Source organism: Xanthomonas sp. 3058, from assembly GCF_014199765.1.
Taxonomy (GTDB): Bacteria; Pseudomonadota; Gammaproteobacteria; order Xanthomonadales; family Xanthomonadaceae; genus Xanthomonas; species Xanthomonas campestris_B.
In genome coordinates this window covers 70,340-92,510 of the sequence record NZ_JACHOF010000013.1, presented here as the reverse complement: position 1 = coordinate 92,510, position 22,171 = coordinate 70,340, and the positions used below count along the sequence as shown (strand labels likewise).

The 22,171-nt window shown below is 65.5% G+C and carries 21 protein-coding genes; 15 read left to right on the top strand and 6 right to left on the bottom strand.

What is annotated here, in order from left to right:
* Positions 1 to 41 precede the first annotated feature (41 nt).
* The 5 genes from GGR61_RS15370 to GGR61_RS15350 all read left to right on the top strand — a co-directional run bounded on the left by GGR61_RS15370 (position 42) and on the right by GGR61_RS15350 (position 5,793).
* The gene (locus GGR61_RS15370) at positions 42 to 1,484 is read left to right on the top strand and encodes a HAMP domain-containing sensor histidine kinase (protein ID WP_184622437.1); all 1,443 of its coding nucleotides are present in this window, start codon (positions 42 to 44) and stop codon (positions 1,482 to 1,484) included.
* Positions 1,469 to 2,809, top strand: coding sequence for a sigma-54 dependent transcriptional regulator (locus GGR61_RS15365; protein WP_184409277.1), 1,341 nt, complete (start codon positions 1,469 to 1,471; stop codon positions 2,807 to 2,809). The genes GGR61_RS15370 and GGR61_RS15365 overlap by 16 nt, the downstream gene beginning before the upstream one ends.
* Positions 2,810 to 2,979: 170 nt before the next feature.
* The gene (locus GGR61_RS15360) at positions 2,980 to 3,720 is read left to right on the top strand and encodes a hypothetical protein (RefSeq protein WP_184622435.1); all 741 of its coding nucleotides are present in this window, start codon (positions 2,980 to 2,982) and stop codon (positions 3,718 to 3,720) included.
* 123 nt (positions 3,721 to 3,843) lie between these two features.
* Positions 3,844 to 4,461, top strand: coding sequence for a hypothetical protein (locus GGR61_RS15355; RefSeq protein WP_184622433.1), 618 nt, complete (start codon positions 3,844 to 3,846; stop codon positions 4,459 to 4,461).
* A 105-nt stretch (positions 4,462 to 4,566) separates the two neighbouring features.
* Complete coding sequence (locus tag GGR61_RS15350; RefSeq protein ID WP_184622477.1) at positions 4,567 to 5,793, top strand: MFS transporter; 1,227 nt, start codon at positions 4,567 to 4,569, stop codon at positions 5,791 to 5,793.
* A gap of 174 nt (positions 5,794 to 5,967) precedes the next feature.
* Here the strand turns inward: GGR61_RS15350 and GGR61_RS15345 are convergent, their stop codons facing one another.
* Complete coding sequence (locus tag GGR61_RS15345) at positions 5,968 to 6,444, bottom strand: tRNA (cytidine(34)-2'-O)-methyltransferase (RefSeq protein ID WP_184622431.1); 477 nt, start codon at positions 6,442 to 6,444, stop codon at positions 5,968 to 5,970.
* 26 nt (positions 6,445 to 6,470) lie between these two features.
* Positions 6,471 to 6,932 (bottom strand): hypothetical protein, encoded by a 462-nt coding sequence (locus tag GGR61_RS15340; protein ID WP_184409281.1) that lies wholly within the window; start codon positions 6,930 to 6,932, stop codon positions 6,471 to 6,473.
* A gap of 387 nt (positions 6,933 to 7,319) precedes the next feature.
* Between GGR61_RS15340 and GGR61_RS15335 the strand changes: the two genes are divergently transcribed.
* The 4 genes from GGR61_RS15335 to GGR61_RS15320 all read left to right on the top strand — a co-directional run bounded on the left by GGR61_RS15335 (position 7,320) and on the right by GGR61_RS15320 (position 11,075).
* Positions 7,320 to 7,640, top strand: coding sequence for a DUF4156 domain-containing protein (locus GGR61_RS15335; protein WP_184622429.1), 321 nt, complete (start codon positions 7,320 to 7,322; stop codon positions 7,638 to 7,640).
* 101 nt (positions 7,641 to 7,741) lie between these two features.
* Complete coding sequence (locus tag GGR61_RS15330; protein ID WP_184409282.1) at positions 7,742 to 8,758, top strand: 3-oxoacyl-ACP synthase III; 1,017 nt, start codon at positions 7,742 to 7,744, stop codon at positions 8,756 to 8,758.
* Between the two features lie 115 nt (positions 8,759 to 8,873).
* Entirely contained in the window at positions 8,874 to 10,043 is a 1,170-nt protein-coding gene (locus tag GGR61_RS15325) for a Fic family protein (RefSeq protein WP_184622427.1), read from the top strand.
* 129 nt (positions 10,044 to 10,172) lie between these two features.
* Positions 10,173 to 11,075: an alpha/beta fold hydrolase gene (locus GGR61_RS15320; protein ID WP_184622425.1), complete on the top strand. Its 903-nt coding sequence runs from the start codon at positions 10,173 to 10,175 to the stop codon at positions 11,073 to 11,075.
* A 156-nt stretch (positions 11,076 to 11,231) separates the two neighbouring features.
* Here GGR61_RS15320 and GGR61_RS15315 read toward each other — a convergent pair whose 3' ends face one another.
* Complete coding sequence (locus GGR61_RS15315) at positions 11,232 to 11,615, bottom strand: YkgJ family cysteine cluster protein (protein ID WP_184622424.1); 384 nt, start codon at positions 11,613 to 11,615, stop codon at positions 11,232 to 11,234.
* A gap of 310 nt (positions 11,616 to 11,925) precedes the next feature.
* On the opposite strand from GGR61_RS15315, the gene oleC reads away from it, so the two are divergent.
* Positions 11,926 to 13,575 carry an olefin beta-lactone synthetase gene (gene oleC, locus GGR61_RS15310; protein WP_184622475.1) on the top strand — a complete coding sequence of 550 codons (1,650 nt, stop codon included), beginning with the start codon at positions 11,926 to 11,928 and terminating at the stop codon, positions 13,573 to 13,575.
* A gap of 14 nt (positions 13,576 to 13,589) precedes the next feature.
* Positions 13,590 to 15,143 (top strand): winged helix-turn-helix transcriptional regulator, encoded by a 1,554-nt coding sequence (locus tag GGR61_RS15305; RefSeq protein ID WP_184622423.1) that lies wholly within the window; start codon positions 13,590 to 13,592, stop codon positions 15,141 to 15,143.
* Between the two features lie 5 nt (positions 15,144 to 15,148).
* Here the strand turns inward: GGR61_RS15305 and GGR61_RS15300 are convergent, their stop codons facing one another.
* Entirely contained in the window at positions 15,149 to 16,330 is a 1,182-nt protein-coding gene (locus tag GGR61_RS15300) for a serine hydrolase (protein WP_260288028.1), read from the bottom strand.
* 198 nt (positions 16,331 to 16,528) lie between these two features.
* Between GGR61_RS15300 and oleD the strand changes: the two genes are divergently transcribed.
* Together oleD and GGR61_RS15290 are read left to right on the top strand one after the other, a co-directional pair.
* Positions 16,529 to 17,539, top strand: a complete 1,011-nt coding sequence (gene oleD, locus GGR61_RS15295; RefSeq protein ID WP_184622422.1) for a 2-alkyl-3-oxoalkanoate reductase — start codon at positions 16,529 to 16,531, stop codon at positions 17,537 to 17,539.
* A 64-nt stretch (positions 17,540 to 17,603) separates the two neighbouring features.
* Entirely contained in the window at positions 17,604 to 17,762 is a 159-nt protein-coding gene (locus GGR61_RS15290; protein WP_003468167.1) for a DUF1328 domain-containing protein, read from the top strand.
* A 115-nt stretch (positions 17,763 to 17,877) separates the two neighbouring features.
* Here the strand turns inward: GGR61_RS15290 and GGR61_RS15285 are convergent, their stop codons facing one another.
* Together GGR61_RS15285 and ddlA are read right to left on the bottom strand one after the other, a co-directional pair.
* On the bottom strand, positions 17,878 to 18,360 hold the full coding sequence (locus tag GGR61_RS15285; protein ID WP_184622421.1) for a GNAT family N-acetyltransferase: 483 nt from the start codon (positions 18,358 to 18,360) through the stop codon (positions 17,878 to 17,880).
* Complete coding sequence (ddlA, locus tag GGR61_RS15280) at positions 18,357 to 19,463, bottom strand: D-alanine--D-alanine ligase (protein ID WP_184622420.1); 1,107 nt, start codon at positions 19,461 to 19,463, stop codon at positions 18,357 to 18,359. The genes GGR61_RS15285 and ddlA overlap by 4 nt, the downstream gene beginning before the upstream one ends.
* Positions 19,464 to 19,852: 389 nt before the next feature.
* Between ddlA and GGR61_RS15275 the strand changes: the two genes are divergently transcribed.
* Together GGR61_RS15275 and ubiB are read left to right on the top strand one after the other, a co-directional pair.
* Positions 19,853 to 20,497, top strand: a complete 645-nt coding sequence (locus GGR61_RS15275) for an SCP2 sterol-binding domain-containing protein (RefSeq protein ID WP_184409290.1) — start codon at positions 19,853 to 19,855, stop codon at positions 20,495 to 20,497.
* Entirely contained in the window at positions 20,494 to 22,167 is a 1,674-nt protein-coding gene (gene ubiB / locus GGR61_RS15270; protein WP_184622419.1) for a ubiquinone biosynthesis regulatory protein kinase UbiB, read from the top strand. The genes GGR61_RS15275 and ubiB overlap by 4 nt, the downstream gene beginning before the upstream one ends.
* Positions 22,168 to 22,171: the final 4 nt, after the last annotated feature.

Genomic DNA, 22,171 nt, shown 5'->3' with positions numbered 1-22,171 from the left:
GCCGCATTCCATCACCGCACGTCTTCTTCGGACCGTTCTGCATGCCTCGTTCCCTGCTACGCCAACTGTTGCTGATCTGGGTGGTGATCGTGGCCGCCTGCGTGGGGGTGGCCACGATGTTGTACGGCCTGTATCAACAGACCGAAGGCGTGCGGCTGGATGAAGCACGCCAGCAATTGACCGCCCAGTGCACGCGTATCGTGCAGCGCTATGCCGGCGCAAGCGAGGCCGCGCGCAGCGGCGACAATGGCGCCGGGCTGGCGGCGGTGGTGGTGCAACTGGTGCTGGCCGACGCCCCAGGCGTTGAAGGCGGGGTGTGGAATCTCGACAAGGGCTTCATTGCATACGCCTATCCCACCTACGACGGCAGCGATCACAAGACCGATATCCCCGCCGCCGAGTGGGCCACGATTGTCAGCACCGCGCGGCAAAGTGCGGTCGGCAAGAAAATCGTGCAATTTCGTCGCGATGGCAGCCGCGAGGTGCTGCTGATCAGCGCCTGCCCGATGGCGCCCGGCACTGCGGCGTGGACGATGTCGCGCGTACCGGCCAGCAATTCGGATGCGTGGCGCCCGTTGGTGGTCGGCATGCTGCTGATCTTTACCTTGGTGGCGGTGTCGGCCATTGCGCTGGGCGTGGTGGTGCGGCGCTGGAGTCAACGTCTGCATCGCATTCAACAGGCGCTGGCGGCAGACACCGAAACGCCGCAGATTCCGATTACCGGCGCGCCCGAGCTGGATCGGCTGGGCGCGGCCGTCACCGATTACGCGCAGCGCAACGCGCATGCGCTGGCGCAGACACGGCGGCTGGCCGACGAGTTGTCGCGTCACGAGCGTCTGGCTGCGCTCGGGCGCCTGACGGCCACGGTCGCGCATGAAATCCGCAATCCCATCGCCACGATGCGCCTGGCAGTGGAAAACGAGATCGCCGCTCGCCAGGGCACGCCGGACGATGTGGCGCATGGCGCCTTGATGCTTGCGCAGATTCGACGTCTGGATGGCGTGGTCGAAAGCCTGCTCGGCATGGTGCAGCCGATCCGTCTGCAACTGGAAACTGTCGTCGTGCAGGACTGGCTGGCGGCGCTGCTGGAGCCGGCCCTGCTACCGCCCGGCGCACCGCCGCCACAGTTGCGCGCGCCCGCCACGCCGTTGCCGTGGACACTGGACCCGCAACAGCTCGGGCGCGCCGTTCACAACCTGGTGCGCAATGCGCTACAACATGCCGATGCAGGCAGCGCGGTGGTCGTGGACGCGAGTGCCAGCGACAGTCTGTTGCAACTGCGGGTGTCCAACCATGGCGCGGCCATCGCCGAGCCGATCGCCGCGCAGTTGTTCGAGCCATTCGTCAGCGGTCGCAGCGACGGCAACGGTCTCGGGCTTGCGCTGGTACGCGAGATCGCGCGCGCGCATGGCGGGCAGGCGCACTACACGCACGCCGATGGCGTGACCCATTTCATTGTGGAGTTGCCATGGCGCGCATCCTGATCATCGATGACGACGCCGCGTTTCTCGGCACCTTGCAGGCAACGCTGCGTTCGCTCGGGCATACGGTCATTGCGGTGGACAACGGTGCGGACGGATTGGCGCGCTTGAACGAGGGCGGTATCGCGTTGGCGTTCGTGGACTTCCGCATGCCCGGGATGGATGGCATCGACGTGCTGCGTGCGCGCGCTGACGATGCACGCGCACGACAGGTGCCCCTGGTCATGCTGACCGCATACGCATCCAGCGGTAACACCATCGAAGCGATGACGCTCGGCGCCTTCGATCATCTGGTCAAGCCCGTGGGGCGTGCCGATATCGTCGAGGTGGTGCAGCGCGCCTTGCTGAGCCGCGTCGATGACGCGGCCGCGGACGCTGCGGCTGACGCGCCGGCCGAGGAGGACGATGCCCTGGTCGGCCACAGCCCGGCGATGCGCACCGTGCACAAACGCATCGGGCTGGCGGCAGCCTCCGATTTGCCGGTGTTGATCACCGGCGAGACCGGCACCGGCAAGGAATTGGCTGCGCGTGCCTTGCATCGTGCCAGCGCGCGCGCCGATGCAGCGTTTGTCGCGGTCAATTGCGCGGCCATTCCATTGGAGTTGATGGAGAGCGAATTGTTCGGCCACCGCAAGGGGGCGTTCTCCGGTGCGACCGGTGATCGCATCGGCCTGATCCGCGAAGCCGATGGCGGCACCTTGTTCCTGGATGAAATCGGCGACATGCCGTTGCCGATGCAGGGCAAGTTGCTGCGCTTTCTGCAGGAAGGCGAGGTGACGCCGCTGGGCGGGCGCGGTGCGCAGAAAGTGGACGTGCGCGTGTTGGCGGCCACTCACCGTGATCTGGCGGCCTGGGTCGCGGACGGGAAATTTCGTAGCGACCTGCGCTATCGCTTGAACGTGGTGCCGATCGAACTGCCACCGCTGCGCGAACGCGGCCAGGATATCGTGCTGCTGGCGCAGCACTTCCTGCGCACTGGCGACGCTGCAGCACGGGTGTTGTCGGCGGATGCGCAAGCGCGGCTGCTGGCCTATCCGTGGCCCGGCAACGTGCGCGAACTGCGTAACGTCATGCAACGCAGCCAGCTGCTGGTGCGCGGCCACAGCATCGCCGCCGAGGATCTGGACGAGGCACTGGGCGAAAGTGCCGAGCAGCCCATGACGATGGCGGCGGTGGAAGGCACCTTGCCCGAAGCGGTGGCGCGACTGGAGAAGCAGATGATCCGGGACGCATTGGCACAGAGCGGCGGTAACCGTGCCGAAGCCGCGCGCCGGCTCGGCATTCATCGCCAGCTGTTGTATCGCAAGCTCGAAGAGCACGGACTGTAGCGACATGCCCGTGGCGAGTGTCTCCAAAGCGGACAGGAGTGTATGAAACGCGGACGGGATATGTGTGGGAAAGACCATAAAAACACTTTAAAAACAATGGATTGGGAGTTGGCACGATAGCTGCTTTGTTCTACCTGCCAGCGGTCCTCCTGCCGCTTTGGAGACAGTCCATGATTCGTCAAACCGCTCTTGCTTTCGCACTGGCCTGCACCGTGGCCGCCGCCGCCGCGCAGGTTCCGCCGCCCCCGCCGGTTGGTCCCGGTGCGCCCGGTGGTCCGGTCGGCGGCCCGCCGGGCCCGGTGGCCGCCACCCCGGTGAGCGTGTCCGGCACGGTCGAGCGCTTCATGCTCAATCCCAATGGCGAGGCCGATGGCCTGTGGCTGCGCGACGGCACCCAGGTGGGGTTCCCGCCGCATCTGTCGGCCGAGTTGAAGGCCGCCGTACGTGCCGGCGACAGCGTGGTCGTGCAGGGCTTCCGCCTGGGCGACCTGCCGGTCCTGCAGGCCAACGCGATCCGCTCCGGCCGCAGCGGCCGCGAGGTGGTCGATCGTCCCCCCACCTTCGGCGCGCCGCCGCCGGTGCCGCCGACCCAGGCCCAACTGACCCCGCTGCAGTCCGACGGCACGATCCGCCGCCTGGTCTATGGCCCGGCCGGCGATGTCAACGGCGCGTTGGTGAGCGATGGCACCGTGGTGCGGATGCCGCCGCATCTGGCGATGATGTTCGCCGACCTGTTGCGCGTGGGCGCGCCGTTGAGCGCAAGTGGATTTGGCGTGGCCACCCCGGACGGCCGTGCGATCGAGGCGACTCGACTGGGCCGCGACCGCTCCTCGCAGCGCGCGCTGTTCAACACGCCGCAGCCCGATGGTCCGGTGCCGCCGCCGCCGCCGCCGCCGCCGGCAGGGCTCTGATCGGCGGCACGCCGGTCGCATAGAGCGCTATCGCGTTGCATATCTGCGCGCCCATGTCCGGACACCGGGTCATGGGTGCGGCTTGCCGGCGTTTGGCCGGTCCTACCTTGTTGGAGTAACACCATGCATTGGGTCGATCCCGATTTCCTTCCCGAAACCCGCGGCACGCTGGCGCGCTTTCTGCTCAATCCCAAGGCCGATATCGATGGCCTGCTGCTGACCGACGGCACCGAGGTGCACACGCCGCCGCATCTGTCCGCCGCCTTGCTCAAGGCGCTCAAGCCCGGCAGTGCGTTGACCGTGCGTGGCCTCAAGCCGCGCGATGTGGACATGCTGGTGGCCCTGGCGATCGATCCGGATGGCGGCAAGCGGATTGTCGATGACGGCCCGCACGGGCCGCATGCCAAGCCCAAGCCCAAACCACCCGCCGGCAAGCCGCCGAAGCCGCAGCACACCCAGCACAGCGGGACCATCGCGCGCTTGTTGCACGGCCCGCACGGACAGGTGCATGGCGTGTTGCTCGATGACGAGGTGACAGTGCGGTTTCCACCACATGCCGGCGCTGATTTTTCCAGGCAATTGGTGGTCGGCAAGCCGCTGGTGGCCGAAGGCGATGCCAGAACGACGCCGCACGGTGTACTGATCCATGCACACGCCCTGGGCGCCAAGGCCGCCACCTTGAAGCCGATCGCGCATCCGCCGCATGGCCCCGATGCAGACAAGCCCAAGCCCAAGCACTAGGAGCCTTACGATGTGGCTGCCGCGTTGGAGTGAAAACCGTGCGATCACCGTTGCCTTGCATGCAGGCGTGTGCAACGGCATCGCATGGCGCCGCCGGGCATGCCGATGCGCATGACCCGATCACGCCGGCCGCGTGGCACGCGCGCGCTGGAGGCCTTGCATTTCAGCGTGGCCGATGTGCAGGACGGGCTGGGGCCGTTCCTCAGCGTGTTCCTGCAATCGAAAGGCTGGTCGGTGGCGGCGATCGGCACGGTGATGAGCGTGGGCGGTATCGCCGGCATGCTCGCCACCACGCCGGCCGGCGCCCTGGTCGATGCCACCCGGCGCAAACGCACCGTGGTGGTCATCGGCTGCCTGGCGATCCTGTTGGCGACCGCATTGATCTGGCTGCGCCCGACCTCCTCCGGCGTGGTCGCCGCGCAGGTCGTCTCGGCATTGGCGGCGGCCGGCATCGGCCCCGCGCTCACCGGTATCACGCTGGGACTGGTGAAAGCGCGCGGATTCGATCACCAACTGGCGCGCAATCAATTCGCCAACCATGCCGGCAACATGCTGGCGGCGGTATTGGCCGGCTGGTTGGGGTGGCGCTACGGATTCGGCGCCGTGTTCTTGCTCACTGCGGTGTTCGGCGTGTTTGCGCTTGCGGCGGTGCTGCTGATTCCATCCGCTGCGATCGACGACCGCGCCGCACGCGGTCTGGGCGATGCCGACGGTGCCAATGGCCTCAGCGGTTGGCGTGTCCTGCTGACCTGCCGCCCGCTGGCGTTGTTGGCGGTGACACTGGCGCTGTTCCACCTGGGCAACGCGGCGATGCTGCCGCTGTACGGCATGGCGATCGTCGCGGCGCATGCGGGCGACCCGAGCGCGTTGACCGCCACCACGATTGTGGTCGCGCAGGCCACGATGATGGTGGTGGCGTTGTTGGCGATGCGCTGGATCCGCGTGCATGGGCATTGGTGGGTGCTGTTGATCGCCTTCATGGCGTTGCCGTTACGCGCGCTGGTGGCCGCGTCGGTGATCCACGGCTGGGGCGTGTTTCCGGTGCAGATCCTCGACGGACTCGGCGCCGGCTTGCAGAGCGTGGTGGTGCCGGCCCTGGTGGCGCGGTTGCTGCAGGGTACCGGACGCATCAATGTCGGCCAGGGCGCGGTGATGACGGTCCAAGGCATCGGCGCATCGCTGAGCCCGGCGTTCGGTGGCTGGCTGGCGCATGCGTTCGGGTATCGCATCGCGTTTCTGGCGCTGGGGGCGATCGCGTTGTTGGCAGTGGCGTTATGGGCCGGATGTCGCGGCATGTTGCAGGCAACGACCGGCGTGCAAGCGGCGCAGTAAGACGCTGCCATCAGAACCATCAGCCGCATTATCGCCAGCGAGCGTCGCGTGCGCGCCAATGATGCGCAGGGCGATCATCAGCCTGTCGGTCCGGTGGCGTGCGGGCATCAGGTGGTCGCCTGGGCATCATGGAAATCAATCACGCCCGTCGTGTGGCCGCCTCGATCAGCGCGCTTACTGGCCGCCGTTGAAGTTCCATTGCCGCCAGGCTTCGAACACCATCACCGCAACGGTGTTGGACAGATTGAGGCTGCGATTGTCCGGGCGCATCGGCAGGCGTAGCCGGTGCTGCTGCGGGATGGAGTCCAGCACGTCGGCGGGCAGGCCGCGTGTCTCCGGGCCAAACAAGAAGGCATCGCCATCGGCAAATTGCGGTGTGTCGTAACGCACGGTGCTGCGGGTGCTCAACGCAAACACACGCCTGGGTGCGATTGCGGCCAGTGCGGTGCGCAGGTCGGCGTGCACCTGCAGGCTTGCGTATTCGTGATAGTCCAGGCCGGCGCGTCTGAGTTGCTTGTCACTGAGGTCGAAGCCGAGCGGCTCGATCAGGTGCAGGCGCGCGCCGGTGTTGGCGCACAAGCGAATCACGTTGCCCGTATTGGGCGGAATTTCCGGCTGGAACAGGATGACATCGAGGACGGGGGCTGACATGCGCGCAAGTGTAGCTGCGCGCGTGCTTACAGGCTGATGGCGGCGTTGACCAGCGCTTCCAGTTCGATCGGCGCGGGCTGCAGCTGCGGCACCGGCAGGTTGACGATGACCTGGCCGACCAGTGCGCCGATTGCGACAGCGGCCTGACCAGAGCTGGCCTGCGCAGCGGCGGGTGCACTGCGCACCATCAACTCGGCGCGCTGGTCGGCCGACGGGCGCACCTGCACGGCGGCAAGCGTGGCGATACGCGGGCCGGCCTGCTCGGCGGCCAGGGCAGCGCGCTGTGCAGCGGACGGACGCACCTGCACGGCGGCTAGGGTGCGGATGTCGCTGTGGCGCTCCAGCATCTGCTGCGCGATCTGCTCAGCAGACGGGCGCACCTGGACGGTATCCAGCGTGGTCAGGCTGGCGGCCTGGGCGAAACCGGCCAGGGCGGTGCCGGCGAGCAGCGCGGCGGAGAGGGCGATGCGCAGGGTCTGGGTCTTCATGGCGAGGTCTCTTGGTGTTGTTAAGTGGTGGTGTGGTAGTAAGGTAGTACACCGTTTCGGTATTCACAAGAACTTTCGCTGCGAATCTATTTTCGTTCAGCTTAAAGTCATTTTCGAGCAATAGTCGGATGCGCTGCTTGAAGCAAAGCAACCTGCATGCCAAGTTCAGGCCGTTGTTTTTAAAAGGGTTTATTCTGCGGCGCAGTGTCCGCGTCCGGACACCTGGACGGGTACGCGACCGGCGGACAGCCCAACAGGGCGGCTGCATCGGGCGATTCAGGCCCAGGCCATTGCGCTGAATGAGGGTGTGGCACCCGCTTGCCAGGACCTGATCGCCACCAGGCAACTGCGGCACAATCGGGCTTTACCCTTCGGTGTCTAAGACTTATGCGCGTGCTGATGCTGTCTGTTCTGGTTGCCGCCACCACCGCGGCCTGTACCTGGGTGCCGATCGAACAAAGCGGTAAAGGCGTGCAGGTCCTGCCCGCAGGCCCTGTGCCAGCGGGGTGTCAGCAGCAGGGTGAGGTGGTTGTGTCGGTCAAGAGCAAGGTCGGCTTCTATAACCGCAACCCGTTGCGGGTGCAGGAAGAACTGGAAACCCTGGCCCGCAACGAAGCGCCCGGAGCCAATGCCAACACGGTCCAGGCCCAGGGCCAGCCGGCCGATGGCAGCCAGCGTTTCAGCGCCTTCCGCTGCCCGCCGCGCTGAACGGTTGTGCTGGGGCGAGGGCGGTTCAATTGTAAAGATGCGGTAAAACCAGCCAGCGGCTAGACTAGCGCCCCCTCGCCTGACGCCATGGCGCTACTTCGATGCTCTTCCAGAATGTCTCCATCGCGGGACTGGCGCATATTGATGCGCCGCACACGCTGACTTCCAAGGAAATCAACGAGCGCCTGCAACCGACCTACGACCGCCTCGGAATCAAGACCGACGTGTTGGGCGACGTTGCCGGTATCCATGCACGGCGCTTGTGGGACCAGGATGTCCAGGCATCGGATGCCGCCACCCAGGCCGCACGCAAGGCCCTGATCGACGCCGGGATCGGCATCGAGAAGATCGGCCTGTTGGTCAACACCTCGGTGAGCCGTGATTACCTGGAGCCGTCCACCGCCTCCATCGTGTCCGGCAATCTCGGGGTCAGTGACCATTGCGTCACCTTCGACGTCGCCAACGCCTGTCTCGCCTTCATCAACGGGATGGACATCGCCGCCCGCATGCTGGAACGCGGCGAGATCGACTACGCGCTGGTCGTCGACGGCGAGACCGCCAACCTGGTCTACGAAAAGACGCTGGAGCGCATGACCTCGCCGGACGTCACCGAAGAAGAGTTCCGCAATGAACTCGCGGCGCTGACGCTGGGCTGCGGTGCGGCGGCCATGGTGATGGCACGCACCGAGCTGGTGCCGGACGCACCGCGCTACAAAGGTGGCGTGACCCGCTCGGCTACCGAGTGGAACAAGCTGTGCCGGGGCAACCTGGACCGCATGGTCACCGACACCCGCCTGCTGCTGATCGAAGGCATCAAGCTGGCACAGAAGACCTTTGTGGCCGCCAAGCAGGTGCTCGGCTGGGCGGTGGACGAGCTGGACCAGTTCGTCATCCACCAGGTCAGCCGCCCGCACACCGCTGCGTTCGTAAAGTCGTTCGGCATCGACCCGGCCAAGGTGATGACCATCTTTGGCGAACACGGCAACATCGGTCCCGCATCGGTGCCGATCGTACTGAGCAAGCTCAAGGAACTGGGCCGCTTGAAGAAAGGCGACCGGATTGCGCTGCTGGGCATCGGGTCGGGGCTGAATTGCTCGATGGCGGAAGTGGTTTGGTAAGCCGCTGATGTTGCCCGGCATGGGCTGTTTTTATGCTGGGTAATGTCGCCAATTAGGAAAAAAAGTGGTATCTAAATTTCCTTGCAAGAACGATTGCGGGCTGTAAGGAAAGATAATGGGCCACCGCATCACCGGACATTACGTCCCTGGCGCTCTTGCCGGGAGCCGTTACCAAGCGTTTGTTCCTGATCCATTGCCGCCCTTGCCGGCATTGGATTTCGCAGAGTCGGAACTGGTGGCGCGCAAGGAGCGCGCCGACCAGGCATTGGGGCGACTGGATGGCATCACACTGATGCTGCCGGACCCCGAACTGTTCCTCTATCAGTACATCCGCAAGGAAGCCTTGCTGTCGTCCCAGATCGAAGGAACCCAGTCATCGCTTTCGGATCTGCTGCTGTTTGAAATGGATGCCGCGCCGGGCGTGCCTATCGACGATGTCGAAGAAGTGTCCAACTATGTCGCGGCCCTCAACCATGGCTTGCGGCGCCTGCGCGAAGACGATTTCCCGCTGTCGCTGCGTTTGATCCGCGAAATGCATGCGTTGCTGCTGCAGGGTGGCCGTGGTGCCGGCAAGCAGCCAGGTGAATTCCGCCGTAGTCAGGTGTGGGTCGGCGGGGCCTTGCCCGCACTTGCACACTTTGTTCCGCCACCGCCAGATGCATTGCCCGACGCGCTGTCGGCACTCGAACAGTTTCTGCATGCGCCGCAGGGCCCGGTGCCGCCGTTGGTGAAGGCGGCGCTTGCCCACGTGCAGTTCGAAACAATCCATCCCTTCAGCGATGGCAATGGCCGATTGGGACGGCTGCTGATTACCCTGATTCTGTGCAGCGAAGGCGTGCTGCGAGAGCCTAGCCTGTATTTGAGCCTGTATTTCAAGCGCCGTCGTGCCGATTACTACGATCGCCTCAATGCGGTGCGACTCAACGGTGATTGGGAAGGATGGCTTGGTTTCTTTCTGGATGGCGTGGCGGAGACCGCGCAACAAGCCGTCGACACGGCGCAGCGTCTGTTGGCACTGTTGGCACGTGACCGTGCTCGCATTGCAGCTTTGGGCCAGCGAGCAGGTAACGTCGGCCTAGTGTTTGAGCAGTTCGCGCGGCGCGTGGTGCTGGCGGTGCCGCAAGTGGCTCCTACCCTGTCACTTAGTGCGCCCACCATCCGTGCCGCGGTGCGCACCCTGCAGGAGCTGGAAATCGTCAACGAACTCACTGGCCAGCAGCGGCATCGCGTCTTTGCCTATCAGGCTTATCTCGACATCCTCAGCGAAGGAGCGCAGCCGCTGTGAGCGATCGGTTTGCGCACGTCCGCTGTCGACGATGCAGATAAATCCAGCGTATTTTCGATTCCGTCGCGGTGATGTAGCTGGCGAATTGCCAGACATACCCAGTCCAGGCTTTAGCGAATAGAGAGATCCATGAACTACCCAGGCTATCCCTTCACTCCCAAGCGCCTTGAGGTGCGACCCGGTATTGCGATGTCGTATCTGGACGAAGGTCCGCGCGATGGCGAAGTGGTCGTGATGCTGCACGGCAATCCGTCGTGGAGCTATCTGTGGCGGAACCTGGTGAGCGGGCTGTCGGATCGCTATCGCTGCATCGTGCCCGACCATATCGGCATGGGGCTGTCGGACAAGCCGGACGATGCGCCCGACGCGCAGCCGCGTTACGAGTACACGCTGCAGTCGCGCGTGGACGATCTGGACACGTTGTTGCGGCATCTGGACATCACCGGCCCGATTACGCTGGCGGTGCACGATTGGGGCGGCTTGATCGGATTCTGCTGGGCGTTATCGCATCACGCGCAGGTCAAGCGGCTGGTGATCACCAACACAGCCGCATTCCCGTTGCCGCCGGAGAAACCGATGCCGTGGCAGATTGCGATGGGCCGGCATTGGCGGCCGGGCGAGTGGTTTATCCGCACGTTCAATGCGTTTTCGTCCGGCGCTTCGTGGTTTGGCGTATCGCGGCGAATGCCGGCCGCCGTGCGTCGCGCGTATGTTGCGCCGTACAACAATTGGCGCAACCGCATCTCCACCATTCGCTTCATGCAGGATATTCCGTTGTCGCCGGCCGACAAGGGTTGGTCGTTGCTGGAGCGCTCGGCGCAGGCATTGCCGTCGTTTGCCGATCGCCCGGCGTTCATCGCCTGGGGGCTGCGCGATATCTGTTTCGACAAACACTTCCTGGCCGGCTTTCGCAAGGCATTGCCGACTGCCGAGGTGACTGCGTTCGACGATGCCAACCATTACGTGCTGGAAGACAAGCACGAGGTGCTGGTGCCGGCGATTCGCGCATTCCTGGAGCGCAATCCGCTGTAACCCGTTTACCAGCACACCGCGCGCTCGGCAGATAGGCGCGAGCGTGCGCAGGAACTGGATTGCATCAGTGACGCGGCCGATGCCGAGCATCGGCCGCGTCACGTGCTGTGTCGGCTGCTGTCAACAAAAGTGCACGCACTCGCTGCGGCGAGGCCGTTACAGCAGTGGCAGCGGATTGCGCTGTGCGTCGTCCACGCCGACCCAATCGGCCTCACTGAGCGCATGCAAACCATGCGCCAGCCGCGACTTGTCGCATTGCGCGCTGCGCTGGCCGAATTCCAGCGAGGCCGGTACCGCGGCGCAGGAAGAAGGGCGGCGGTCGTGGATGCTGCAGCGGCTGTAGCGGCCGATGTCCGCATCCAGCGCGATGCAGCGCGGTTGCGTTTGTGAGGTGCCGCGCATCACCCGCTCGTGCGTGCGCAAGGAATCGGTCAGCTCGATCGGCACCCTGCCGCCCAACCCGGGGTCGGCTTCGCTCCAGTGGAAACTGACGCGGAAGTAGGCGCAGCAAGCGCCGCAGGTAAGGCAGGGATGTGCCATGGGTGCCGGGCCTTGCGCGGCAAAACAACGTGGAGAGCGCGGCATTCTGACCGAACCACGGCGCGATACAAGTGGCGAAGGTGCGTGCGGGTTAGCGGTTCATCTGCGCAAGGTCGGCGAGGGCGCGCAGCGTTGCGACTTGCACAATGGGATTGCTGCGTGCGTGCCCCCCCGCGGAGCGGCCTGGTCGCCCGATGAAGCGCGATCAGGACGACAGCCGATGTGCGACGAACAGGCCCGCCATCGCGCGGGTGAGGTTGAGCGTGCCGCAAGCGGACAGTGCGGCCGGCGCATGAGTGATAATGCGGCGATGACGACGCCTTTATGCAATATTGCCGCCACCCTGCCGACCCTGGCGCGCGAGCGCCCCGCGCAGATTGCCATCCGTTGTCCGGGCCGCCGTGCCGCCAATGGCTTTGCTGCCTACGACGTGACCTTGAGCTATGCCGAACTGGACGCGCGCAGCGATGCGATCGCCGCTGGCCTGGCGCTGCACGGCATCGGACGCGGCGTGCGCGCGGTGGTGATGGTGCGGCCGTCGCCGGAATTCTTTCTGCTGATGTTCGCGTTGTTCAAGGCCGGTGCGGTGCCGGTGCTGGTGGATCCGGGCATCGACAAGCGCGCGCTCAAGCAATGCCTGGACGAAGCGCAGCCGCAGGCGTTTATCGGCATTCCGCTTGCGCAGCTGGCGCGCCGTCTGTTGCGTTGGGCGCGCTCGGCCAAACAGATCGTCAGCGTCGGTGGCCGTTACGGCTGGGGCGGAGTGACATTGGCGCGCGTGGAGCGCGATGGCGCCGGCGCCGGCAGTCAGCTGGCCGACACCGGGCCGGACGATGTGGCGGCCATTTTGTTCACCAGCGGCTCGACCGGCGTGCCCAAGGGCGTGGTGTACCGGCACCGGCACTTCGTCGGCCAGATCGAGTTGCTGCGCAATGCGTTCGGCATGCAGCCCGGTGGCGTGGACTTGCCGACGTTCCCGCCGTTTGCCTTGTTCGATCCGGCATTGGGGCTGACCTCGGTGATTCCGGATATGGATCCGACCCGCCCGGCCACTGCCGATCCGCGCAAGTTGCACGATGCGATCGACCGTTTCGGAGTGACCCAGTTGTTCGGCTCGCCGGCGTTGATGCGCGTGCTGGCGGACTATGGCCAGCCTTTGCCCAACGTGCGCCTGGCCACCTCGGCCGGTGCGCCGGTACCGCCGGATGTGGTGGCCAGGATCCGCGCGTTGCTGCCGGCAGATGCGCAATTCTGGACGCCGTACGGCGCCACCGAATGTCTGCCGGTGGCCGCGATCGAAGGCCGCACGCTGGACGCCACCCGCGCCGCCACCGAGGCCGGCGCCGGCACCTGTGTGGGCCACGTGGTAGCGCCCAATGAAGTGCGCATCATCGCCATCGACGATGCGGCCATTCCCGACTGGAGCGGCGTGCGCGTGCTGGCGGTGGGCGAGGTTGGCGAGATCACCGTCGCCGGCCCCACCACCACCGATACCTACTTCAACCGTGATGCGGCCACGCGGATTGCCAAGATCCGCGAGCGCAACGTGGACGGCAGCGACCGCATCGTGCATCGCATGGGCGATGTGGGCTACTTCGATACCGAAGGACGCTTGTGGTTCTGCGGGCGCAAGACCCACCGCGTGGAAACGGCCACCGGGCCGCTCTATACCGAACAGGTGGAGCCGGTCTTCAACGTGCATCCGCAGGTGCGGCGCACCGCGTTGGTCGGTATCGGCGCGCCTGGACAGCAGCAACCGGTGCTGTGCGTGGAACTGCAGCCAGGCGTTGCGGCATCGGCGTTTGCGGACGTGGAAGCTGCATTGCGTGCGCTGGGTGCAGCGCATTCGCACACCGCAGGCATCGCGCGTTTCCTGCGCCATTCCGGGTTTCCGGTGGACATCCGCCACAACGCCAAGATCGGCCGCGAAACGCTGGCGGTCTGGGCGGCGCAGCAGTAGCGCCGAGCCCCAGAATGCGCGCGCGTTATCGACTGGATGACCTGCGCATCGATGTGGCGCGTCAGCGCGTGGAGCGCGACGGCGTCGTGCTGGGGGTTGGCGGGCTGAGTTTCCACCTGCTGCACTATTTGCTGCAGCAGGGGCAGCGGGTGGTCGATTTCGACGAGTTGATCCAGAACGTATGGGCGCCGGCGCTGGTCAACGAGGAAACCGTCACCCAGCGCGTGCGCTTGTTGCGGCAGGCCTTGGGCGATGACTCGCGGCAGCCGCGCTATGTGCGCTCGGTGCGCGGACAGGGCTATCAACTGTGCGTGCCGGTGCAGCAGGAGCAAGCGCCGCCCGCAGGTGCCGTACGCCGTCATGCAGGCTGGATCCTTGCCGCTTGCGCGCTGCTGGCCTGCGTTGGTGTTGGCACAATCTGGTGGCTGCAGTCGCGTGAGGCGCCACCAGCACAAGCGGCCGTGTTGCAACGCGCCGATTACTACGCCGGCATCGGCCAGCGCGACGACAACGAACGCGCCATCGGCTTATATCGGCAGCGCTTGCAGGATGCACCGGACGATCGGCAGGCACAGCTCGGTCTGAGTCGCGCCTACAGTGCGCGCGTGTGCCAATACGACGCCGATACCGGATTCGCACTGCAGGCCTTGCAACTGGCCGATGGCGTGGTGGCTGCGCAACCGCGCCTTGCCGCAGCGCATGCCGCGCGCGCTTATGCGCTGGATTGTCAGGGCCGCAATGCCGATGCGCTGACCGCCTACGAGCGCGCATTGCAGTTGGATCCCAACGCCGACGCGGTGCGCGGCTCGGCCGCTTATCTGTACGAGCGACAAGGAAAGCTGGTGCAGGCGTTGTCGGCCAACCTGGCGGTGCGTGATCCCACGCGCGTACGCTTTCTGCCGATCCAGATCGCCAGCAATTTGAGCTTGCTCGGCTATGCCAGTGCGGCCGAAGCGCGCTATCGGAACAATTTTCAGCTGTATCCGGACAATGCGTTTTCCAATCTGGCCTGGCCCACCTTCTTGTTTGAACACGGCCGTGCGGCAGAGGCGCAGACCGCGCTGAACGAAGCGCTGGGTCGCGGCACTGCCTATGCAGGGCTGTGGGTATTGCAGGCCGAGCTTGCGTGGATGCGTGGCGACACCTCGCTTGCACACAGCGCGGCGCTGCATGCACTGCAGTTGCGTCCGCAAGGCAGTTTCGCGCAGACGGTTGCGTGGGCATTGCACGCGCAGCCGGTACCGATGACCGCAACGCTGCATGCGCACGCACAGGAGTTGCTGGTCAGCGTGGAACGTGGCGGCGACCCGTTCGATGCGATCGATGCGGCAGTGCTGCTGCTGTGTGCGGATGCACCCGAGGCGGCAATGCGCGCGCTGCAACGCGCCGAAACGGCGGGCTATCGCAATGCCGGCTATTTACGTCATTCGCCGCTACTCAAACCCCTGCGAAGCCTGCCGGAGTTTGCAGCGTTGCTGGCACGGATCGATGCGGAGCTTGCTGCCCAGCGTGCGCAGCTGCGTGCTCGCAATCTGCTGCCGGCAGATGCGACGTCCGAGCGGGGCTGAGACGATTAGTTGCTCTCGGGCAGCGCCTTGAGCACATAGTCGCTCAGCAACCGATGCGATTGCTGGTGCATCTGCCGGGTGTTGTAGGCGCTGCGCGTGAGCACGACCACCAACTGCTCCTCGGGCACGACGAATACGTAGTTACCGCCATTGCCGGACATCGCCCAGGTGTCGCGTTGTACGCCGCGCACCGGAAACAGGAAGTGCCAGATCTGGTAGCCATAATCGGCATCCTCGCGTGCCTGCGCATGCACGCTGGTCATTGCGCGGATCCAGTCTGCGCCAATCACCTGGCGCCCCTGCCAACGGCCCTGTGCGAGCAGCAATTGGCCGAGTTTGGCCAGATCGCGGCTGCGATAACGCGTGCCGCCGCCGCCCATGCCGACTCCCTCGGACGACACGTTCCACTGCGCGTGTTCGATACCGAGCGGCTTTTCGAGGACCTGGGCTGCGAATGCCTGCAATCGCTGTCCGGTGGCTTTCTCCAGCACCGCACCGAGCAGGAAGGAGCCTGCGGTGCAGTACGAAAACGCGCGACCGTGCGGACTTTGCGCGGGCCGCTGCATCCATGGCGCATAGCCACGGATCGGCAGATCCAGGGCGAACTGGGTCCAGTCCGCACTCACGTACATGCGCTCCTCGTTGCCGGCAGAGAAGGCGTTGTCGTCGTTGCATTCCAGCTGCGAGCTCATCGTCAGCAGATCTTCGATGCTGATGTCGCGCTTGCCTGGATCGGGATGTTGCCACTGGCGGTCGCTGAAGTAGTCGTAGACCTTGGCTTGCGTGCTTGGGATCAGGTTGCGCTCGATCACCGCACCCACCAGCAGCCCGGTGACGCTTTTCGTCAGCGAGCGGGTGTCGTGCAAGGTCTGGCGATCGGCATCGCCAAGGTAGTGTTCGTAGACCAGCACGCCGTTGTGCACGATCAGTACGCTGGTGGTAGCTGGTGCCAGATCGGTGGCCAGCGCCTGTTCCATCTGCGCGAGCACGGCGGGATTCCAGCCAGTGGCGGCAGCGCTGGCGACTGGCCAGCCGTCATCCAGCGCAGGTGGCGTAGGGGCCTTTGGAGCGGCAGGTGCTGGCGTGGTGGCTGTTGTGTTGGCGGTTGTTGGCGCGGCAGCGGGCGGCGCAGCATGCAGCGCAGAGACGGCGAACAGGAAGGACAACAGCAGTGGCAGACGGTTCATGGCGACTCCAACGATCGAACGTGTGGCCATGACGCCAGCAAGGCGAATGAACTGCCTGATGTCTCGATGAAGATTTATGAAGGTCTTTGCGATCAATGGGTTGCGTATGCCAAAGGTGCGCGCCCGGGTGCGCCGCATCGCGATGACGGTCCGGTCCGGCTATTGTGTGCGACCTGCAGAAACGATGGATGCGATGCAATGAAGGTGCTGGTGACCGGTGGTGGTGGCTTTCTCGGCCAGGCGTTGTGCCGCGGTTTGCGCGCGCGCGGGCACGAGGTAGTGAGTTTCCAGCGCGGCGATTACCCGGTCCTGCAGACGTTGGGGGTCGGCCAGATCCGTGGCGACCTGGCCGACCCGCAAGCGGTGCGGCATGCCTTCGCCGGTATCGATGCGGTCTTCCACAACGCTGCCAAGGCCGGTGCATGGGGCAGCTACGACAGCTATCACCAGGCCAATGTGGTGGGCACGCAGAACGTGCTCGATGCATGCCGGGCCAACGGTGTGTCGCGCCTGATCTATACCTCCACGCCCAGCGTGACCCATCGCGCCACCAACCCGGTCGAAGGTTTGGGCGCCGATGAAGTGCCGTATGGCGACGATCTGCGCGCGGCGTATGCGGCGACCAAGGCGATCGCCGAGCGCGCGGTGCTGGCGGCCAACGATGCGCAACTGGCGACGGTGGCCTTGCGTCCGCGTCTGATCTGGGGGCCGGGCGACAATCACCTGTTGCCGCGTCTTGCCGCGCGCGCGCGCGCCGGGCGGCTGCGCATGGTCGGCGATGGCAGCAACCTGGTGGACAGCACCTACATCGACAACGCCGCGCTGGCGCATTTCGATGCGTTCGCGCATCTCGCGCGGGACGCTGCGTGTGCGGGCAAGGCCTACTTCATCTCCAATGGCGAGCCCTTGCCGATGCGCGAGTTGCTCAACCGCCTGCTGGCGGCGGTGGATGCACCGGCCGTGACGCGTTCGCTGTCGTTCAAGACCGCATACAGGATCGGTGCGGTGTGCGAGACCATGTGGCCACTGTTGCGTCTGCCTGGCGAAGTGCCGTTGACGCGTTTTCTGGTCGAACAGCTATGCACGCCACATTGGTACAGCATGGAACCGGCACGTCGTGACTTCGGCTATGTGCCGCACATCAGCATCGAAGAAGGCCTGCAACGGCTGCGATCCTCATCTTCCAACGACATTGCCATCACCCGGTAAAGACCGCCACTTCTTCAGGATACGTCTGCGCCGATTCGGCACGACAACTTCTGGAATCCTTGCCATGCTGCATTACGCCATCATCTTCTTCGTCATCGCCATCATCGCTGCCGTGCTGGGCTTCAGTGGTATTGCCGGTGCAGCAACCAACATTGCCTGGATCCTGTTCGTGGTGTTCCTGATCCTGGCAGTGATCTCGATGTTCCGCCGCGGCAAGGTATAACGCCTGATTGCGATGAGTCATCGCAGCGGCGCTGCTGGTTGACGCCCACATGGCCCGCTTCCGAAAGGAGGCGGGCCATGTGCGTCTTGGCGTGTTCCACAATTGCGTGTGGATTTCACAGCAGTTTCTCCAGGTAGTGCACGTGCTTGCCGTTGGTCAGCAGGGCATCGCCGCTCGGTACAAATCCCAGCTGAGGGTGCAGTGCCAGCGAGGCTGGATTGGCTGGAATCAGATTGACCTCGCACACCAGCCGCGGCTGCGCCGCTGCACGCGCGCTGCGGATGAGTTCGTCGTAGAGCTGCGTTGCAAGATTGCGCCCCTGTGCGTGTGCGGCGACCACAATGCGATCGACATACACGAAGCGCGCAAAGCGCTGTGCCATCCATGCGAAGTTCGGTTTGGCGTAATCGGCAGTGTGATCCAGCGCGATCAACAGACCGTCCGCCGGCGTGACAACGCGTGCGTACCATGCCAGCTGGAGCAACGTGGCCAATCCATCGGCATCCAGCAACGACAACGCGGTGGCGTACGCATTGTTGGGTGCAAGCAATGCGGCATGATCATGCGGCTGTACCGCGCGGATCTGCGGCGGACTCACGCAGGCGTGTCCACTGCGCTGCGCAGCAGTTGATCGTCGGCGTGCCGCTGCAATGCCAGCTCGATCAACTGCGTGATCAAATCCCGATAGTCCAGCCCGCTTGCCTGCCACAGTTTGGGATACATGCTGATCCGGGTGAAACCCGGCAAGGTGTTGACCTCGTTGATGACGATGCGGCCATCGGCGCACAGAAACACATCCACACGCGCCATGCCGGCGCACTCAAGCGCCTGGTAGGCCTGCACCGCGATTTGCTGGATGCGCTGCTGCGTCTGCGTATCGATGTCGGCCGGTATCACCAGATCGGCGCCGTGTTCGCGGATGTATTTGGTTTCATAGGAATAAAACGCATCGTGCACCACCACCTCGCCGCAGACGCTGGCCTGCGGCGTCGCATTGCCCAGGACCGCACATTCGATCTCGCGTCCGGCAATCGCCGCCTCCACCAGCACCTTGTGGTCGTATGCCAGCGCCAATGCCAGCGCGCCGGCAAACGCCTCCGCGCTGCGCACCTGGCTGACGCCAACCGACGAACCCTGGTTGGCCGGTTTGACGAACAGCGGCAAACCGAACTGCGCGATCAACGCATCGACATCGGCGTGTACGGCGGTGTGGCGGTTGAAGCAGGCGAACGGCGCCACCGCAAGGCCGGCATCGCGCAGCACGCGTTTGGTCAGGTCCTTGTCCATCGCCACTGCCGAGCCGAGCACGCCGGAGCCGACGAACGGCAGATTGGCCAGGCGCAGCAGCCCTTGCAACGAGCCGTCTTCGCCCAGGGTTCCGTGCACGATCGGAAACACCACATCGATCTGCGCCAGCGCCTGGTCCGGCTGTGTCGGCCGCAGTTGTTGCTGGTGGGCGCCCGGCAGCAGGACCACGCCACGCCCGCTGCGATGCAGCGCGATCCGCGCCGGATCGTCGGCATGCAGCAGGAAGCTGTCGGGGTCGTTGACGTGCCACTGGCCGTGCTTGTCGATACCGATCAGCACCGGCTCGAAACGCTGCGGATCGAGCGCCTCCAGGATGTTGCGTGCCGATTGCAGCGAGACCTCGTGTTCGGCCGACTTGCCGCCGAAGATGAGACCGACCCGGATCTTGCGCATTGCCTGCTCCTGCCACCTGTGTGATGAGGTCGTCAGCATGCCGTGGCGCGCAGGTCGACGAAAGCCTGCAACCCAGGGGCGATGACCCGCCGCACAGCGCGCGCAGCTCGCGGTCCTGCGCGCCCGCCGCGCTTGAGGTTGGAGGTTGCAGTGCTCGCATGGCACCTGCGGTGTCGCGCGCAGTGAGCGCCCGGCGGGGAGGAGGTGCAACGGGTCGGTAACTGCTGCACCGCCGTTGGCCTGCAGGCTATCCAGCAAGCGGGCGCGTCGATCCGCCCTGCGGCCACGGCGTCCGTGCCATGACCAGGATCGCCGCGCCGGCCTCCGGACATGCACCCGCGCTTTCGTGCTCAGTCAGTAGCGGCATGCAGGGACGGTAGAATGTGCATATGCCCGGATCACTGTTCAACTCACTCAAGCCGCTCGCCGGCCAGGCTTTGCAAGCTGCGCTCAACCGCGCGCTGGCGCTGGACCCGGATACCCGCGACGCCCTGCTGCCACTGGAGGGGCAACGCATCGCGCTGACCCTGGAAGCCCCGGCGCTGGCCCTGCAGATTCGCGTGCACGAGCGCCGGCTGCTGGTTGGCCCGGTGGACCAGGCCCAGGAGCCGGATCTGGCCGTGCGCAGCAGCCTGGCCGGTTTGCTCGGCCAGCTGCCGTTTCTGGCCAACGCCCGCCGCAGCGGCGCACCCGCCGGCCGGCTCAAGGTTTCCGGCGACGCCGAGCTGGCGCGCCAGCTGCAGCAACTGGCCGGCCGCTTCGATCCGGATTGGCAATTGCCGTTCGTGGCGGTGTTCGGCGAGATCCTGGGCGTGCAACTTGCCAATGCGGTGCGTGCAGCGCTGCAGCAGGCGCGCCGCAGCGCGGTGGATCTGGCGCACAGCGCGGCCGAATTCGTCACCGAAGAATCGCGCGATGTGGTGCCGCGCGCCGAACTCGAGGCCTTCCACGACGATGTGGACGAGCTGCGCGACGACGTGGAACGGATGGCTGCGCGCGTGAGCCGCCTGCGCACCACCGGAGGCACGCCATGAAGGCGCTGCTGCGCGCCAGCCGCATCGGGCGGGTGATCCTGCGCTATCGGTTGGACGATCTGCTGCAAGGCAGCGCGGCCGAGCGCTGGCTGCGGGTGGCCAAGCCGTTCGTGCCGCGTGCCAGCGCCGAGATCGCCGCGCAATCGCGCGGTGCGCGGCTGCGTCTGGCGTTGCAGGAGCTGGGGCCGATCTTCGTCAAGTTCGGCCAGATCCTGTCGACCCGGCGCGATCTGATCCCCGCCGACGTGGCCGAAGAACTCACCTTGCTGCAGGACCGGGTCAAACCGTTCGACGGTGAGGCCGCGCGGCTGATCGTGGAGCGTGCGCTCGGCCTGCCGGTGAGCGTGGCGTTCGCCGCGTTCGACACCGTGCCGCTGGCCTCGGCCTCGATCGCGCAGGTGCATGCGGCCACGTTGCCGCCGGACGCCAACGGCGTGCGCCGCGAAGTGGTGGTCAAGGTGCTGCGCCCGGACATCGAGCGCCAGATCGATGCCGACATCGCGTTGCTGCATTCGCTGGCCACCCTGGTCGAGCGCACCCACCCGCGTGCGGACAAGATCCGCCCGCGCGAAGTGGTGGCCGAGATCGAAGGCACGCTGTCGGCCGAACTCGATCTGCAGCGCGAAGGCGCCAATGCCAGCGTGCTGCGCCGGTTCTGGGAAGGCTCGGACGATCTGTACGTGCCGGAAGTGATCTGGTCGCACACCGCCGAGCGCGCGCTCACGCTGGAGCGCGTGTACGGCATTCCCTCCGACGACATCGCCAAGCTCGATGCCGCCGGCATCGACCGCAAGGCGCTGGCGGCCAAGGGCGTGCGCGTGTTCTACACGCAGGTGTTCCGCGACAATTTCTTTCATGCCGACGCGCACGCCGGCAACATCTGGGTCGACTCGGACCCGGAGCGCCGCCTCAATCCGCGCTTCATCGCGCTGGATTTCGGCATCATGGGCCAGCTCTCGCAGGAGGATCAGTACTACCTGGCCGAGAACTTCATGGCGATCTTCCACAAGGATTACCGCCGCATGGCCGAGCTGCACGTGGAGGCGGGCTGGATGCCGTCCAACGTGCGCATCGACGAACTGGAAGCCGCCGCGCGCTCGGTGTGCGAGCCGTACTTCACCCGGCCGCTGTCGGAAATTTCGCTGGCGCAGGTGCTGATCAAGTTGTTCCGCGTGGCGCAGCGCTACGAGCTGACCTTGCAGCCGCAATTGATCCTGTTGCAGAAGACCTTGCTCAACATCGAAGGCGTGGGCCGCCAGCTCGACCCCAAGCTGGATATCTGGGCGGTGGCGCGACCGGTGCTCGAACGCATCCTGCGCGAGCGTTACAGCCCGCGCCGCGTGCTCGGCGAGTTGCGCAAGCGGCTGCCGGAGATCATGACCCACGCGCCGGACATGCCGCGGCTGGTGCACAGCTGGTTGAAGCAACAGGTGGAAGGCCGCCATCAACTCGATATCCGCTCGGCCGAGTTGCGCGCGCTGGATGTGAGCCTGCGCAAGCTGCAGACGCGCGTGGTCACCGCCATCACCGGTAGCGGCCTGCTGGTGGTCGCTGCGGTGCTGTACGGCCTGCATCCGAATGGCTGGTATCTGGGCACGGTGCCGGTTTGGAGCTGGATCAGCGGCGCGGCCGGTTCGGTGGCGTTGCTGATCGCCTGGCTACGGCGGTAGGGGA